Annotated in this window: 14 protein-coding genes; 11 read left to right on the forward strand and 3 right to left on the reverse strand. The window is 68.8% G+C overall.

What is annotated here, in order from left to right:
* Positions 1-23 precede the first annotated feature (23 nt).
* Together E0E30_RS13555 and E0E30_RS13560 are read left to right on the forward strand one after the other, a co-directional pair.
* Positions 24-647, forward strand: a complete 624-nt coding sequence (locus tag E0E30_RS13555; protein ID WP_245306471.1) for an AlbA family DNA-binding domain-containing protein — start codon at positions 24-26, stop codon at positions 645-647.
* The gene (locus E0E30_RS13560) at positions 644-1,672 is read left to right on the forward strand and encodes an ATP-binding protein (protein ID WP_245306472.1); all 1,029 of its coding nucleotides are present in this window, start codon (positions 644-646) and stop codon (positions 1,670-1,672) included. The genes E0E30_RS13555 and E0E30_RS13560 overlap by 4 nt, the downstream gene beginning before the upstream one ends.
* Positions 1,673-1,890: 218 nt before the next feature.
* Here the strand turns inward: E0E30_RS13560 and E0E30_RS02410 are convergent, their stop codons facing one another.
* Entirely contained in the window at positions 1,891-2,940 is a 1,050-nt protein-coding gene (locus tag E0E30_RS02410; protein ID WP_130864934.1) for an alcohol dehydrogenase catalytic domain-containing protein, read from the reverse strand.
* A gap of 143 nt (positions 2,941-3,083) precedes the next feature.
* On the opposite strand from E0E30_RS02410, the gene E0E30_RS02415 reads away from it, so the two are divergent.
* Positions 3,084-4,775: a dihydroxyacetone kinase family protein gene (locus E0E30_RS02415; RefSeq protein WP_130866690.1), complete on the forward strand. Its 1,692-nt coding sequence runs from the start codon at positions 3,084-3,086 to the stop codon at positions 4,773-4,775.
* 127 nt (positions 4,776-4,902) lie between these two features.
* Here the strand turns inward: E0E30_RS02415 and E0E30_RS02420 are convergent, their stop codons facing one another.
* Positions 4,903-5,406 carry a phosphoribosyltransferase gene (locus E0E30_RS02420; protein ID WP_130864935.1) on the reverse strand — a complete coding sequence of 168 codons (504 nt, stop codon included), beginning with the start codon at positions 5,404-5,406 and terminating at the stop codon, positions 4,903-4,905.
* A 48-nt stretch (positions 5,407-5,454) separates the two neighbouring features.
* Positions 5,455-5,952, reverse strand: coding sequence for a GNAT family N-acetyltransferase (locus E0E30_RS02425; protein WP_245306473.1), 498 nt, complete (start codon positions 5,950-5,952; stop codon positions 5,455-5,457).
* 117 nt (positions 5,953-6,069) lie between these two features.
* On the opposite strand from E0E30_RS02425, the gene E0E30_RS02430 reads away from it, so the two are divergent.
* The 8 genes from E0E30_RS02430 to tkt all read left to right on the forward strand — a co-directional run bounded on the left by E0E30_RS02430 (position 6,070) and on the right by tkt (position 16,470).
* Positions 6,070-6,885: a DeoR/GlpR family DNA-binding transcription regulator gene (locus tag E0E30_RS02430; protein WP_130864936.1), complete on the forward strand. Its 816-nt coding sequence runs from the start codon at positions 6,070-6,072 to the stop codon at positions 6,883-6,885.
* A 102-nt stretch (positions 6,886-6,987) separates the two neighbouring features.
* On the forward strand, positions 6,988-7,485 hold the full coding sequence (locus tag E0E30_RS02435) for a ribose-5-phosphate isomerase (RefSeq protein ID WP_130864937.1): 498 nt from the start codon (positions 6,988-6,990) through the stop codon (positions 7,483-7,485).
* 119 nt (positions 7,486-7,604) lie between these two features.
* A complete protein-coding gene (locus E0E30_RS02440) occupies positions 7,605-8,684 on the forward strand; it encodes a hypothetical protein (RefSeq protein ID WP_130864938.1) in 1,080 nt (359 codons plus the stop codon).
* Between the two features lie 33 nt (positions 8,685-8,717).
* On the forward strand, positions 8,718-9,560 hold the full coding sequence (locus tag E0E30_RS02445; protein ID WP_130864939.1) for an HAD-IIA family hydrolase: 843 nt from the start codon (positions 8,718-8,720) through the stop codon (positions 9,558-9,560).
* Positions 9,561-9,621: 61 nt separating this feature from the next.
* Positions 9,622-11,181, forward strand: coding sequence for an FGGY-family carbohydrate kinase (locus E0E30_RS02450; protein ID WP_130864940.1), 1,560 nt, complete (start codon positions 9,622-9,624; stop codon positions 11,179-11,181).
* 26 nt (positions 11,182-11,207) lie between these two features.
* Positions 11,208-12,566, forward strand: coding sequence for a sn-glycerol-1-phosphate dehydrogenase (locus tag E0E30_RS02455; protein WP_130864941.1), 1,359 nt, complete (start codon positions 11,208-11,210; stop codon positions 12,564-12,566).
* Between the two features lie 11 nt (positions 12,567-12,577).
* Positions 12,578-14,251 carry a ribulokinase gene (locus E0E30_RS02460; RefSeq protein ID WP_130864942.1) on the forward strand — a complete coding sequence of 558 codons (1,674 nt, stop codon included), beginning with the start codon at positions 12,578-12,580 and terminating at the stop codon, positions 14,249-14,251.
* 161 nt (positions 14,252-14,412) lie between these two features.
* Complete coding sequence (tkt, locus tag E0E30_RS02465) at positions 14,413-16,470, forward strand: transketolase (protein ID WP_245306474.1); 2,058 nt, start codon at positions 14,413-14,415, stop codon at positions 16,468-16,470.
* Positions 16,471-16,494: the final 24 nt, after the last annotated feature.

Raw genomic sequence — 16,494 nt, forward strand, 5'->3', positions numbered from 1 at the left:
GACGATCCGAGGAGACCATGAGGATGACGCAGGACATGTCCGCACTTCTCGACCGCCTGCTGGCTGGACGGGAGAACGAGGTCGTCGAGTTCAAGACGGCGGCACGGCAATTCTCCGAGGAGAGGACCGGTGAGTACGTCTCCGCGCCGAACAATGAGGCCAATCTGCGCGGAGTCGAAGCGGGCTGGCTCGTGTTCGGGGTCTCCGATGATCGTCGCGCGGTAGGCACGGAACACCTGAGCGCTGTCGAACAGTGTCAGCGATTGAAATTGCACCTCAGTCAATCGATCGATCAAGGGCTTACCGTACGTGACATCCATGAAGTCGTGTATTCAGGTAAGCGCGTGGTGCTGTTGGAGATTCCGGCGGCGCCACGTGGTATTCCGATATCTTGGAAAGGGGACTACCGGGCGCGAGCCGGACAGAGTCTGGTACCGCTCTCACTCGACAAGCTGGACGAGATCCGTCGGCAGACGATCAACGTGGACTGGTCGGCCGTCGTCGTGCCGGAGGCCACCCTGGAGCATCTTGACCCGGCCGCCATTGCTCGAGCTCGTCAGGGCTTCAAGGAGCGATATGCGTCGCGCATCCCGAACCGGACATCGATGGCTGGAGCGATGAAACCTTCCTCGCCAGGGCCAGGTTGACCCGCGACGGCAAGCTCACGCGGGCCGCGCTGCTGTTGCTCGGGGCGGGCACCTCGACGCACCTCCTGACTCCCCACCCGGCGCAGATGACCTGGAAGCTCATGGGGGAGCAACGGGCGTACGAGCACTTCCATCCCCCGTTCCTGCTCAGCGCCACAGAACTCGCCAGTCGCATCCGCAACGTGCAGCTCCGGCTCATGCCTCCCGATGAGCTGATCTACCGGGAGGTGAGCAAGTACGATGAGCGGAGCCTGCTCGAGGCGATCTACAACTGCATTGCGCACCAAGACTATTCGACATGTTCCCGGATCATCGTCACCGAGTATCCGGACCGTATCACCTTCGAGAGCGACGGTGAGTTCTTTGACGGCGTTCCGGATGACTACGTGCTGGACGAACGGACTCCGCACCGGTACCGCCACCCCTGCCTCGTAGAGGCGATGACCGAGCTTCATCTCATCGATCAGATGGGTTACGGTATCCACCGTATGGTTCGGGATCAGATGCGCAGGTTCCTACCATTGCCCGACTACGATCTCAGCTCACCCGGAGTCGTGAAGCTCACGATCCCTGGTGCGGTCATCGATCAGGCCTACTCCCAGATGCTCATGATTCGCACCGACCTGCCCCTGGACGATGTCCTTGCCCTGGACCGGGTGCAGAAGCGGCTCGACATCAGCCCTGCAGCCATCGCGCACCTGCGGAAGGAGAAGCTCATCGAGGGGAGGCAGCCGCACCTACGCGTGTCCGAGGCGATCGCTGGTGCCACGGGCAAGCTCGCTGACTACGTGCGCACGCGTCCCCAGACCGATGCGCACTACGCGACACTGGTCAAGGACTTCCTGCGCCGCAACGGGTGCGCATCCCGTGCGGACATCAACACGCTGCTTGTGCCCTTGTTGCCCGAGGTCTTGACGGAGCAGCAGAAGCTCACCAAGGTGTCCAACCTCCTGTCGAAGCTCAAGAGGGAGGGATCGATCGTCAACACCGGAACTCGTGGCAGGCCGAGGTGGGTGCTTGTCTAGACTCGGGGTCCGAGCGCGCGCTGCACGAATGAAATACAGCCGGGCATCGGAGAATTCCCTAGTCGTCACGGTGTCGCCTTTTGTAGATCGGCTCACGCATGACGCACTCCAAGAAAAGAGGACCGCATGATGCGGGCTTCCGTTCGAGACCTGGCAGCGCTGGACCGACGCGGTCGATCTCATCGCGTTTGACCGTGTCGGTCCGGCCCGGCGTCGCCTCAGCGTCGGGGGTCGATGGCGATCTTGATCCCCGCGTGGCCGGTGACGGCGTCGATGGCCTCGCGCCACTGGGACAGCCCGAAGGTGTGGGTGACGATCGGCTTCTCGTCGATGGTCCCGGCGGCGAGCATGTCGACGGCTCGGTGGACGTCGGCTCGGCGGGCGTTGGAGCCGCCGCTCACGGTGAGTTCGTTGTAGTGGACGGTGTTCGGCTGGACCGTCGCCGAGCTGCCCTTGGGGAACCCGGCGAACCAGCTCACCCGGCCGCCCGGGGCGGCCAGGTCGAGGGACTGGTCGGCGATCTCGTTGCGTCCGATGGCGACGACGACGACGTCGGCCCCCCACCCGCCGGTGACCTCGGCGACGGTGGCGACCAAGGAGTCGGGGGAGGCCGTGAGTGCCCCGAGGGCGGTGGCCCGCTCCCGGCGATCGGCGTGCTTCTCGCAGAGGATGACCTGTCGTGCCCCGCAGGCCAGTGCCAGCTGGGTGTGCAGCAGGCCGATGGCCCCGCCGCCGATGACGACGACGGTCTCACCCGGGTTGACCCCGCCGTGCCGGGTATGACCGTTGAGGACGCACGACAACGGCTCCGACAGGGCCAACCGGTTGGCGGGCAGCTCCCGCGGGCTGACGATGACGTTGCCGCGGCTCACCGCCCGGGCCGGCACGAGGAGGTACGGCGCCAGACCGCCGTCGATCCCGTAGCCGATGAGCTCCATCGACTCGCACAGGTGTTCCCGGCCCGCCAGGCAGGCCCGGCACACCCCGCACGACAGGACGATGGACACCGTCGCCTGGCAGCCGGGAGCCAGGCCCGTGACGCCCTCGCCGACCGCCTCGATGCGCCCGGCGACCTCGTGGCCGAGGGTCACCCCGGGGCGCACCCCGCTCGTCTTCTGGCCGCTGATGATGCGTAGGTCGGTGCCGCAGATCGTCGTCGCCTCGACTGCCAGGAGCACCTCGCCGGGGCCGGGTGTCGGAACGGGCTTGTCGGTGAGGGCGACCTCCCCGGGGCCGAGCAGGGTGAGGGCGGGCATGGAGTTCGACATCGTGGCGTCTCCTTCGAGCACGAAGTAACATGAGTCATGATGATTCTCTCATCGTTGATGATGATCATCGCGGTAATCCACATCACACCGCCACTCGCCCGGACCACGGTGGCCCGGACCGACCCATGGGAGGCACGTCCGTCATGACCCGACTCGTCAACGATCCCGTCGATTTCCCGGCCCAGGCCGTCGCTGGCCTGGCCAGCGCCTTCCCGAACCATCTGCGACCGGTGTTCGGTGGCGTCGTGCGCGCGACCCGCACCGAGCCCGGCAAGGTGGCCCTCGTCGTCGGCGGCGGGTCGGGCCACTACCCGGCCTTCGCCGGCTGGGTCGGCCAGGGATTCGCCGACGGGGCGGTGTGCGGCAACATCTTCGCCTCGCCCTCGGCCGCCCAGGCGCACGCCGTGTGCAAGGCCGCCGATCGCGGCGCCGGGGTCCTCATCGGCTTCGGCAACTACGCCGGTGACGTCCTGCACTTCGGACAGGCCGCCGAACGACTGCGCAACGAGGGCATCGACGCCCGCTGCATCCTTGTCACCGACGACATCGCCTCGGCCGGGCCCGACGAGCACACCAAGCGCCGCGGCATCGCCGGTGACCTGCCGGTGTTCAAGGTCACCGCAGCCGCCTGCGAGCAGGGCCTGGGCATCGACGAGGTGGAGCAGGTCTTCCAGCGCGTCAACGACCGCACCCGCTCCTTCGGCGTCGCCTTCAGCGGCTGCACCCTGCCGGGCGCCGACGGCCCGCTGTTCCGCGTCGAGCCCGGTCAGATGGGCGTGGGCATGGGTATTCACGGGGAGCCCGGCATCCACGACGCCGCCCTGGGCACCTCCGACGACGTCGCCGCCCTCCTCGTCGAGGGGCTGCTCGCCGACCGCCCCGAGAACCCGGGCAGCCGGGTCGTCCCCGTCGTCAACGGCCTGGGCGACACCAAGTACGAGGAGCTCTTCGTCCTGTGGAACGATATCCGCCGTCGGCTCGTCGACGCCGGTCTGGAGGTCGTCGACCCGCAGGTCGGCGAGTTCGTCACGAGCCTCGACATGGCCGGCGTCTCGCTCACCCTGGTGTGGCTCGACGAGGTCATCGAACCGCTGTGGCTGGCCCCCTGTGACACCCCGGCCTTCCGTCGCGGGGCCGTCGACGCCGCCGCCCTCGACACCACCGAGCTGCCCCAGGAGGCCGAGCAGGTGAGCGTCGCCGAGCCCGGGACCGAGGCCTCGTGGCAGGTCGCCGGCAGGGTCGTCGAGGTGCTCGACGCCGTCGGCGCGGTGCTGGCGGCCCAGCAGGAGGAGCTCGGCCGGCTCGACGCCGTCGCCGGGGACGGGGACCACGGCATCGGCATGGCGAGGGGGTCGGCCGCCGCGGCCGCCGAGGCATCGCGTGTCGCGTCCCAGGACGCCGGCGCGGCGACCACCCTCACCGCTGCCGGTGCCGCCTGGTCGGAGCACGCCGGGGGCACCTCCGGTGCCCTGTGGGGTGCCCTGCTCACCGCCGTCGGGTCGCAGCTCGGAGACGACCGCGGAGCCGACGAGGTCGACCTGCCCGAGGCCTTCGCCGCCGCCCTCGACGCCGTCGTGCGACTCGGTGGGGCGCAGGTCGGGGACAAGACGATGGTCGACTCGATGAGCCCCTTCGTCGCCGCCCTCCGGTCCGACGCAGCCTGGGCCGAGGCGGTGTCCGCGGCCCGGGCCGGGGCAGACTCGACCAAGGACCTCGTCGCCCGTCTGGGACGTGCGCGGCCGCTGGGGGAGCGGTCCCTGGGCACCCCCGACCCCGGTGCGGTGTCCTTTGTCACGGTCGTCGAGACGGTCGGACACGCCCTCGGCAAGGACTGAACGGCCGGCCCATGAGGTCGTCGAGCCCCCGCCTCATCCAGCGGGACGTCCCCCGTGCCGGCGGCGCCGGTCCGGTGCGGGGCTTCCCGACCGCGGGCTCGGTCGGCCGAGGTGCGGCGGACGGACGTCAGCGGGCCGTGACCGGAGGCTTGGCGCTCCACGGGAAGACGATCCACCTGTCGGTGACCCGCCACTGGAAGTCCGGCTGCACCACGGTGCGCGGCTTCGTGTAGAGCACCGCCGAGCGGACGTCGGCCCCGAACCCGCGCAGCAGCTTGAGGACGAGCGCCAGGGTCCGCCCCGAGTCGGCGACGTCGTCGACGACGAGGATTCGCTTGCCGCGGATCGAGTCGGTGTCGAGCATCGGGGCCAGCAGCACCGGGTCGGCCAGGGTCTCCTCGACGTCGGTGTAGAACTCGACGTTGATGGCGTCGGTGAGCTTGACGCCCAGGGAGTAGGTGAGCGCCCCACCGGGGATCATGCCGCCGCGTGCCACGGCGATGAGGACCTCGGGGCGGAACCCGGAGTCGGCGACCTGTCGAGCGAGCTCCTCCTGGGCCTGTCCGAAGAGATCCCAGGTGAGCACCTCCTTGTCGGTGAGGTCGGTGGAGTCTGCGTGGTACGCGGTCATGGGCACACCCTACCGATGCCCCTGCGCTCCCGACCTGGCACCCGGGGCTCAGTCGAGGACGAGCTGGTACAGGACGACCTCACGCCAGCTGTCGAACTTGCGCGCGGCCTGGGGGATCCGGCCCACCTCGCGGAACCCGAGCCGGGCGTGGAAGCGCAGGCTGGCCTCGTTGTCGGCGTCGATGACCGCGACGAAGCAGTGGATCGCCGCCGCCCTCGCCCGCGCGGTGAGTTCGGCCATGAGGGCCGTGCCGACCCCCTGTCCGCGGACCTCGTCACACAGCCAGATGCTCGTCTCGGCCGTCGGGTCGTAGCCGGGCAGGTCACGGAACTGGTGATGGCAGGCGTAACCGACGGGTTCCCCGTCGATCTCGGCGACGAGCACCGGCCGTCCCTGGGCGACGAGGTCGGTCCACCAGGCGGTGCGTTGGTCGACGGTCGCCTCGACGAGGGCGTAGGACGAGGTCGTCCGCACTGCGGCGCTGTTGTACAGGGCGGTCATGGCCGGGATGTCCTCGGCCCTCATGTCACGGATGAGGGTGCTCACGGCCGGTAGCCTACGGTCGCGTCCACCCCGTCCCGTCGCCGTCTCGGCACCCGGCGGACCACGGTCGCGACGGCGACATCGGTCCCCACCCACCACCCCGGAGAACCAGAGGCACTCATGAGCACCAAGAAGCCATCCGCACCGGTCGGACCGCGGGCCCGTCAGCTCGCGATCGCCCAGGCCGTCATCCGCAACGGCTCGGCGAGCATCGACGAGCTCGTCGCCCTCACCGGGGTCTCGGCCATGACGGTGTACCGCGACCTCACCTCCCTCGAGGACAGTGGTGTCCTGCAGCGCCATCGCGGGCTCGTCGTCGCGGTCGCCAGTGGACTGCACGAGGCCGACGCCGAGTTCCGGCTCGAGCAGAGCTCTGCCGAGAAGCGTGCCGTGGCGGCCTGCGCCGGCCAGCTCATCGGTGCGGGCAGCTCGATCATGCTCGACGACTCCACCTCGGCGGTGTGGGTGCTGCGGTCCCTGCCGGATCTGTCGGCGGTGACGGTCGTGACGAACTCCCTCCTCGTGGCCAGGGAGGTCACCGATGTCGCCAGGTCCGAACGGCTCGTCGTCACCGGGGGGGAGTACCAGGCCTGGGCCCACGCCCTCATGGGGCCCGCCGCGGTGCGCACCATCCGCTCCATGCACGCCGACACGTGCATCGTCTCGGCCTCGGGCATCTTCGAGACGGGCTGCTACCACCCCTACCAGGAGGTCGTCGAGGTCAAGCGGGCCATGCTCGACTCGGCCGAGTCCAAGGTGCTCCTGCTCGACCACACGAAGTTCAACCGTCGTGCCCTCTTCAAGTTCGCTGATCTGCAGGAGTTCGACCACGTCATCGTCGACGCGCTCACCCCGGCGACCGTCATCACGCACCTCGAGGGACTGGGGGTCCAGGTGACCGTCGCCACCGGCGAGGGTGAGAATCCCAACATCTGAGCGCAATTCACAGAGTTTCATGGTGTCTCTAACACAAGTCGTGTTAGTTTCTGGTCTGTCGGGCGATGGCCCGACGGCTCGCAACGAGGCACCGGAGGAACCATGGGATTTCGTATCGTCGTCGCCGCCGATCCGGCCGGCGTCGACTACAAGGACACCATCAAGGCCGATCTGGAGGCCGACCCCAGGGTCGACGAGGTCATCGACGTCGGCGTGACCAAGGGGGAGAACACCCTCTACCCGCACGTCGGCATCGCCGGGGCCAGGCTCATCGTCGAGGGGAAGGCCGACCGCGGCATCTTCTTCTGCGGCACGGGCATGGGCATGGCCATCTCGGCCAACAAGGTGCCGGGCATCCGGGCCTGCACCGCCCACGACAGCTTCTCGGTGGAGCGTCTCATCATGTCGAACGACGCCCACGTCCTGTGCCTCGGCCAGCGTGTCATCGGTCGTGAGCTCGCCCGGCGTCTGGCCCGCGAGTTCCTCGACTACACCTTCGACCCGTCGTCCCACTCCAAGGCCAACGTCGACCTCATCGAGGCCTACGAGAAGGGCGCCGTCGACGGTGCCCAGATCGCCGGAGCCGGCGAGAGCTGCTGACCCCGGCCCCGGGCGGACGTCGCGAGGGCGTCCGTCCGGGTCGGTCCGCCGGCGCGGGAGCCGGTGGACCATCACCATCACCCGGCGCGGGGCCTACCCGCCAGACCTGAGGAACACAGTTGTTCACAGCATCCATCGGAGTCTTCCTCTTCGGACTCCTCGCCGCCATCGCAGGTGGCGCAGTCGGTGCCGCCATCGGCGGCAACTACGCCTTCGTCCTCACCGGTTTCGCCGTCCTGGCATCCTGGGGCATGTTCGCGGCCACGGGCAACACCTTCGGCTTCGACTACCTGGCCTTCGGCCCGTTCATGGGCCCGCACATCGCCTTCGCCGGTGGGGTGGCCGGTGCCATCTACGCCCGCTACCGCGGTCACCTCGGTGACGGCAAGGACGTCAACACGCCGCTGGCCGGCCTGGGGCGCCCGGACATCCTCCTCGTCGGTGCCGTCTTCGGTGTCTTCGGCTACCTGTGCCAGATGGGCGTGGCCAACCTCCCCTGGTTCGGCAAGCACACCGACTCCGTCGCCCTCACCGTCCTGCTGTCCAACCTCCTGGCGCGCCTCGTCTTCGGTGGTGTTCCCGGCAAGGGTCTGTTCCACGGTTCACTTCACAACCCCGAGCTCTTCCACGAGGGGGCCACGAGCTTCCCGGCCAAGATCAAGCCCGGCCCCAACGGTCGCTGGCTGGAGTGGCAGGAGAAGCCGAGCCAGCTCATCACCATCGGCTCGCTCTTCGGCATCCTCGCCGGCGGTGCCTCGCTCTTCCTGGCGGCCAACGTCGGTGCCCGCCTCACCAAGCTCGGGTTCGCCAACAGCCTGGCCGCCGCGAACGCCAATTCCTTCACCTTCGGCATCTCGGCCGTCATCATTCTCTTCCTCATCACGAACCGGAACATGCCGGTCCAGCACCACGTGACGAACATCGCCGGCCTGGCCGCCATCCAGTTCTTCCCGCTGCTCATGGGCAAGACCTTCGCGACGTACACCTGGACCGCCACGAGCACGTGGGACTCCCACACCTGGCTCATGGCCTTCCTGGCCCTCGTCATCGCCGCGATCTTCGGCATCTTCGCCGCCGGTCTGGCCGAGTTCTGCGCCCGCCTCTGGTACGACCGCGGCACGAGCCACATCGACCCGCCGGCCGCCGCCATCTGGCTGTCCAACACCGTCGTCGTCACCCTGGCAGCCCTGCTGTCCTGACGACCTCCACCCCCTCATCCCAAGGAGCACACCATGGGTGTCCCGACGCAGTTCCACGACGCCTACGTCTTCGACATGGACGGCACCATCTACCTGGGCGACCACCTCCTGCCGGGAGCCAGGCGCATGATCGAGGAGCTCCGACGTCGGGACATCCCGGTGCGCTTCCTCTCCAACAACCCCACCAAGGACCCGGCCCAGTACGTCGAGAAGCTGGCCCGGCTCGGTCTGCCGACCGACATCGAGGACATCTCGAACACCGTCGTGACGACGACCCACTGGCTCGTGGCCAACCACCCCGACGCCAAGGTCTTCGTCGTCGGCGAGGAGCCGCTCAAGAACGCCCTGCGTCAAGCCGGCATCGAGCTGTCCGAGGACCCCGAGCAGATCGACATCGTCCTGGCCTCCTACGACCGGGGATTCGACTACTGCAAGCTCCAGATCGCCTTCGACGCCATCTGGTTCCACAAGCGGGCCTTCCTCATCCAGACCAACCCCGACCGGTTCTGCCCCTTCCCCGGAGGTCGGGGAGAGCCGGACTGCGCCGCCGTCACGGCGGCCATCGAGGCCTGCACCGGCACCACCTGCCGGGTGAGCCTCGGCAAGCCCTCACCCATCATGCTCGAGCAGTCACTGGCCGGTCTCGACGTCGACCAGTCCAACTGCGTCATGGTGGGTGACCGGCTGCAGACCGACATCAGGATGGCCGTCGACGCCGGCATGCTCTCGGCATGCGTCCTCACCGGTGAGGCGACGGCCCAGGACGTCGAGGATCTCGAGCCGGCGCAGCGGCCGACCTGGGTCCTCGACCGGATCGACCGACTCATCCCCGCCGCCGTGTGGGACGAGCTCGGCTGGACCGACACCGACGACTGATCCCGCGCGGACCGAACGACGGTCCATCGACGACACTCATCTCAGAGAAGAGAGACCCTCCATGCTTGACCACGGCCCCTACCTCCTCGGCATCGACTACGGCACCGAGTCCTGCCGCGTCGCGATCTTCGATCTCCAGGGGCGCCCGCTCACCTTCGCGGCCACCCCGTACCGCACGACCCACCCGCGCCCGGGCTGGGCCGAGCAGGACCCCAAGGACTGGTGGAACGCCCTCCAGGCCTCGTGCCACCGCGCCATCGCCAATGCCGGGATCTCCCCGGCCGCCATCGCCGGCATCTCCTACGACGCCACCACCCTCACCATGGTCGCCATGAACGACAAGGGCGAGGAACTGCGCCCGGCCATCATGTGGATGGACGTGCGCGCCACCGAGCAGGCGGCCCGCGCCGAGGGCTCGGACTCGGTCGCCCGCCTGTACAACGGCGCCGGGACCTCCCCGGCCACCGCCGAGTGGTACCCCTTCAAGGCGGCCTGGCTCAAGGAGAACGAGCCGGCCACCTACGAGGCCGCCACGCACCTCGTCGACGCCCCCGACTGGGTCACCTACAAGCTCACCGGCGAGTGGACGACGAACATCAACTCGGCTGCCATCCGGATGTACTACAACCGGGACAAGGGGGGATGGCCGGTCGACTTCTACGAGACCATCGGCTGCGGCGACGTCTTCGACAAGATCCCCGACCGGGTCCTCGACCTCGGCACCCCGGTCGGCGCCCTCGGCGTCATCCCTGCCCAGCTGCTGGGCCTGCGTCCCGGGATCCCGGTCGCCCAGGGCCCCGCCGACGCCTGGGCCGGCCAGATCGGTCTGGGCGTGCTGGCCCCCGGGTCGATGGCCCTCATCACCGGGTCGTCCCACGTCCTCACCGGTCAGTCGGCCACGGAGATCCACGGCCAGGGCTTCTTCGGGGCCTACACCGACGGCGTCATGCCCGGGCAGTACACCGTCGAGGGCTCCCAGGTGTCCACCGGATCGGTGCTCAAGTGGTTCAAGGACAACTTCGCGGTCGACGTCACCAATGCCGCCGAGAAGGTCGGGCTCAATCCCTACGACGTCCTCAATGAACAGTCCAGGAACATCCGGCCCGGTTCCGACGGTCTCATCATCAACGAGTACTTCCAGGGCAACCGGACCCCGTACACCGATTCGAAGGCCCGCGGCATCATCTGGGGCCTGTCGCTGTCGCACACCCCGGCGCACTTCTACCACGCCATCCAGGAGTCGGTCTGCTACGGCAACGCCCACAACCTGCGCGCCATGAAGGCCGCCGGCTTCGAGGTCGACAAGATGGTCGCCTGCGGTGGCGCCACCAAGAGCCGCGACTGGATCCAGATGCACGCCGACGTGTCGGGAGTGCCCATCGCCCTCACCGAGGTGGGTGACGCCGTCGTCCTGGGTACCTGCATGGTGGCCGCCGTCGGCGCCGGACTCTTCAAGGACCTGCCCGAGGCCGCCGCCTCGATGGTCCACGAGATCGACCTCCTCGAGCCCGACCAGCAGCGCCACGAGGAGTACCGGTTCTACGTCGACAAGTACTGCGAGACCTACCCGAAGCTGCAGTCGATGATCCACGAGACCGTGGACCACGAAGCCGCTCACTGACCCCACATCAGAGGAGACACATCATCATGTCCGAACTCATCGAGAAGGCCCTGGCCGACTGCGACGACACCGACGTCGTGGTCATGGGGATCGACGTCCTCGACCAGACCGGCCCCACCTTCCGCACGCTCTTCGGTGACGCCAAGGCCATCATCGTCGCCGACGGCAACACCTGGGGGGTCGCCGGGGAGGCCGTGACGTCGTCGCTCACCGCGGTCGGAGTCGAGCTGGGCGAGCCCCTGCTCTTCCCGGCCCATCCGACCGTCTACGCCAGCTACGAGAACGTCGAGAAGGTGCGCGACCACCTGGCCGGCCAGGACGGGATCGCCGTCTCGATCGGTTCGGGCACCCTCAACGACCTCACCAAGCGAGCCAGCGACGAGCTCGGCCGCCGCTACATGAACGTGTGCACCGCCGCCTCGATGGACGGCTACGCCGCCTTCGGCTCGTCCATCACCGAGAACGGCTTCAAGCACACCATGAGCTGCCGTGCTCCGCAGGCCCTCATCGCCGACCTGCCGACGATGGCCGCGGCCCCCCAGCGGTGCACCGCGACCGGGGTCGGCGACCTCATCGAGAAGATCCCGGCCGGGGCCGACTGGATCATCGCCGACGAGCTGGGCATCGAGCCCATCGACCAGGAGGTCTGGGACCTCGTCCAGGGCCCGTTGCGGGGAGCCGTCAGTGACGCCGAGGGGATCGCCGCCGGTCGTCCCGAGGCCCTCGAGGGCCTCGTCGAGGGTCTCGTCATGTCGGGTCTGGCGATGCAGAAGTATCGCGTGAGCTCGCGTCCGGCCTCCGGCGCCGGGCACCAGTTCTCCCACGTGTGGGAGATGGAGCACCTGGGCATGGACCAGGAGCCCCCGCTCACCCACGGCTTCAAGGTGGGCCTGGGCACCATCGCCACGTTGGCCCTGTGGGAGAAGATCCTCGACATCGACTTCTCGAGCATCGACATCGACGCCGCCGTCACCGCCTGGCCCACGGCGCAGGAGATGGAGGCCAAGGTCCGCGCCAACTTCGAGGGTGACATGCTCGAGCCGGCGGTCAAGCAGACCATGGACAAGTACCTCGACGCCGACGCCCTGCGGGAGCGCCTCGAGCTCGTCGTCGCCAAGTGGCCGACGATTCAGGCCCGCTGCCGCCAGCAGGTCGTGCCGGCCGAGCAGGTCGAGTCGATCCTGCGCACCGTCGGTGGCATCTACCACCCCGAGCAGATCGGCCTCACCGAGGAGAGGTTCCACGAGACCTACATCCGCTGCCAGATGATCCGTTCGCGGTACACCCTGCTCGACTTCCTCCTCGAGACCGGCGTCCTCCAGGAGGAGGTCGACAAGCTCTTCGAGCCCGACGGATTCTGGGGACGTCGTCCCTGGAGCAAGTGAAAGGCACTCCGGTGAGTGACCAGTACGTCATCGGCCTGGACTACGGAACCCTGTCCGGGCGCGCCCTGGTGGTGCGCGTGGCGGACGGCCGGGCCATGGGGACGGCGGTGCACGAGTACTCCCATGCCGTCATGGACCGCACCCTCGACGCCGCCGACGGACGGCGTCTGCCCCCGGACTTCGCCCTGCAGGATCCCGCGGACTACCTCGAGACCCTGCGGCGCATCGTCCCGGAGGCCGTCAAGGACGCCGGCATCGACCCGTCCCGGGTCGTCGGCATCGGTCTGGACTTCACCTCGGCGACGGTCCTGGCCTGCAAGGCCGACGGGACCCCGCTGTGCCAGACGGACGACTTCGCCAACGACCCTCACGCCTGGGTCAAGCTGTGGAAGCATCACGGCGCCCAGGAGCAGGCCGACCGCATCGTCGCCCTGGCGCAGCAGCGTCACGAGCCCTGGCTCGCCCGCTACGGCGGGGTGCTCTCGGCGGAGATGCTCATGCCGAAGGTCCTCGAGACCTGCCAGAAGGCACCGGACGTCTACGACGCCACCGAGGTCTTCTGCGACGCCCTCGACTGGATGACCTGGCAGCTCACCGGGGTGCTCACCTTCGCGGCGGGCGACTCGGGGTACAAGCGGATGTACCAGGACGGCCAGTACCCCTCGAAGGAGTACCTGGGCCTGCTCGACGAGCGCTTCGCCGACGTCTTCGAGACGAGGATGAACGCCCCCGTGCTGCCCCTGGGCGCCCGGGTCGGCGGGCTCACCGCCGCGTGGGCGGCCGAGCTCGGCCTGCCCGAGGGGATCGCCGTGGCCAGCGGCAACATCGACGCCCACGTCACGGCGGCCGCCGTCCAGGCCGTCGAGAACGGCCAGATGACCGCCATCATGGGCACCTCGGCCTGCTACATCGTCCCCGGCCCCGAACTCAAGGAGGTCCCCGGGATGTTCGGGGTCGTCGACGGCGGCATCGTCGACGGATCCTGGGGTTACGAGGCCGGTCAGACCGCCGTCGGCGACATCTTCGCCTGGTTCATCACCAAGTGCGTGCCCGAGTCGTACACCGCCGAGGCGGCGCGCCGCGGGCTGTCGGTGCACGACCTGCTCACCGAGCTGGCGGTGACCCAGGAGGTCGGCGAGCACGGCCTCATCGGGATCGACTGGCACAACGGCAACCGGTCGGTGCTGGCTGACGCCAACCTCTCCGGACTGCTCATCGGACAGACCCTCACGACGACCGCGGAGGACCAGTACCGAGCCCTCCTCGAGTCGACGGCCTTCGGCGCACGGACGATCATCGAGTCCTTCCGCTCCGCCGGGGTGGCCATCGACGAGCTCGTCGTGGCCGGGGGACTGGTGCACAACACCTTCTTCATGCAGATGCTCTGCGACATCTGCCGGGTGCCGTTGTCGGTGGGACGTACCGAGCAGCCCGGGGCCCTGGGCTCGGCGGTCTTCGCGGCCGTCGCCGCCGGCGTCTACCCGGATGTCCGCGCCGCGAGCGCCGCCATGGGCGACAAGGAGCCCAACGTCTATCTCGTCGACGAGACGCGCGCCGCCCAGTACGACGAGCTCTACTCGGAGTACCGGATCCTCCACGACTACTTCGGTCGTGGTGGCAACCCGGTCATGCACCACCTCAAGGACATCCGGCGTCGCGCCCACGAGAGGGCAGCGGCCCGCTGACGGCGGCCGTGCCACGACACGTCGGCGCAGGGGCGGCCCCGGCCCGCCGGGACTGACAAATGTGCACAGATCGTAGGGAGGCCCCGTTCACGGACGGGGCCTCCCTACGATGGGGAACGACAAAGACGCAACTCAGAAGCTCTCCACGAGAGGACATCACCGTGACTCAATTCACCTGGACCGACGACGACAGCCGCGCCGTCGACATCGCCCGCGTCCTGGCTGCCGACGCCGTCGAGAAGGTCGGCAACGGGCATCCCGGCACCGCCATCTCGCTGGCTCCCGTGGCCCATCTGCTCTTCCACAAGGTCATGCACCTCGACCCCAGGGACTCCCACTGGCAGGGCCGTGACCGCTTCGTCATGAGCGCCGGCCATTCCTCACTCACCCAGTACGCCCAGCTCTACACGACGGGCTGCGGGCTGGAGCTGGAGGACCTCGAGTCGCTGCGCACCTGGGGTTCGAGGACCCCCGGTCACCCCGAGTACGGCCACACCGAGTTCATCGAGACGACGACCGGCCCGCTCGGCGCCGGCATCTCGAACGCCGTCGGCATGGCCATGGCCGCCCGTCGCGAGCGCGGCCTGCTCGACCCTGACGCCGAGGTGGGCACCAGCCCCTTCGACCACATGATCTACTGCATCGTCGGTGACGGCTGCCTCCAGGAAGGAGTCTCCGCGGAGGCCTCCTCCCTGGCCGGCGCCCAGGAGCTCGGCAACCTCGTCGTCCTCTACGACGACAACCGCATCACCATCGAGGGCGACACGAACATCGCCTTCACCGAGGACGTCGAGGAGCGCTACCGCGCCTACGGCTGGGACGTCCAGCACGTCGACTTCACCCAGGGTGGCACCGAGTACCACGAGGACGTCGAGGCGCTGTACCGCGCCATCGAGCATGCCCGGTCGGTCACCGACAAGCCCTCCTTCATCCGCGTGACGACCGTCATCGGCTGGCCGCTGCCGACCAAGCAGGGTCAGGAGTCGGTGCACGGGGCGAAGCTCGGCGGTGAGGAGATCTCCGCCCTCAAGAAGCTCCTCGGCTTCCGGGACGAGCCCTTCGCCATCGACACCGACGTCGTCGACCGGACGCGCGCCGAGGTGGCGCAGAAGGCCGCTGCCGACCGCAAGGCCTGGGATGAGTCCTTCGCCGCCTGGCGCCAGGCCCACCCGGAGCAGGCCGCCCTCTACGACCGGATCAGCCGCCGCGAGCTCCCCGATCTCGAGCTGCCGGTCTTCGAGCCGGGCAGGATGAGCACCCGCAAGGCCTCCGGTGCCGTCCTGTCGGCCCTGGCCGACCAACTGCCCGAGTTGTGGGGCGGATCGGCCGACCTCGCCGGGTCGAACAACACGACGATGAAGGGGGCCGACTCCTTCCTGCCGTCCGATCGCGTCAGCGACGAGTACCCGGGCGGGCCCTACGGCCGCACCCTCCACTTCGGCATCCGCGAGCACGGCATGGGCGGCATCCTCAACGGCATCACCCTGTCGGGTCTCACCCGGGTGTACGGCGGCACCTTCTTCGTCTTCTCCGACTACATGCGCCCGTCGGTGCGTCTGGCCTCCCTCATGAGGATCCCGACGACCTTCGTGTGGACCCACGACTCGGTCGGCGTCGGCGAGGACGGCCCGACCCACCAGCCCATCGAGCACCTGGCCGCGTGCCGCGCCATCCCCGGCCTCGACGTCGTCCGCCCGGCCGACGCCAACGAGACCGCGGTGGCCTGGCGCACGATCCTCGAGCACACCGACCGTCCGGCCGGACTCGTGCTCACCCGCCAGGACGTGCCCACCGTCGACCGCACCAGCCACGCCTCGGCCGAGGGAGTCGCCAAGGGCGCCTATGTCCTCAAGGAGGCCTCGGGCGACCCCGAGCTCATCCTCATCGCCACCGGGTCCGAGGTCGCCCTGGCCCTGGCCGCGCAGGAGACTCTCGAGGCGGCCGGCACCCCGACCCGCGTCGTGTCGATGCCCTGCCAGGAGTGGTTCGACGAGCAGGACGCCGAGTACCGCGAGTCGGTGCTGCCCTCGCAGGTCAGCGCCCGGGTCTCGGTCGAGGCCGGCATCGCCATGGGCTGGGCCAAGTACGTCGGCTTCCGGGGCGCCTCGGTGTCCATCGAGCACTTCGGGGCCTCGGCCTCGGGCAGCAGGTGCATGGAGGAGTTCGGCATGACCGCCGAGCACGTCGTCGAGGTCGCCCAGCAGGTCCTCGCCGGCTGAGTCCCCGGGAGGGGAGTCAGCACC

It is taken from the genome of Acidipropionibacterium timonense (assembly GCF_900605005.1).
Classification (GTDB): domain Bacteria; phylum Actinomycetota; class Actinomycetes; order Propionibacteriales; family Propionibacteriaceae; genus Cutibacterium; species Cutibacterium timonense.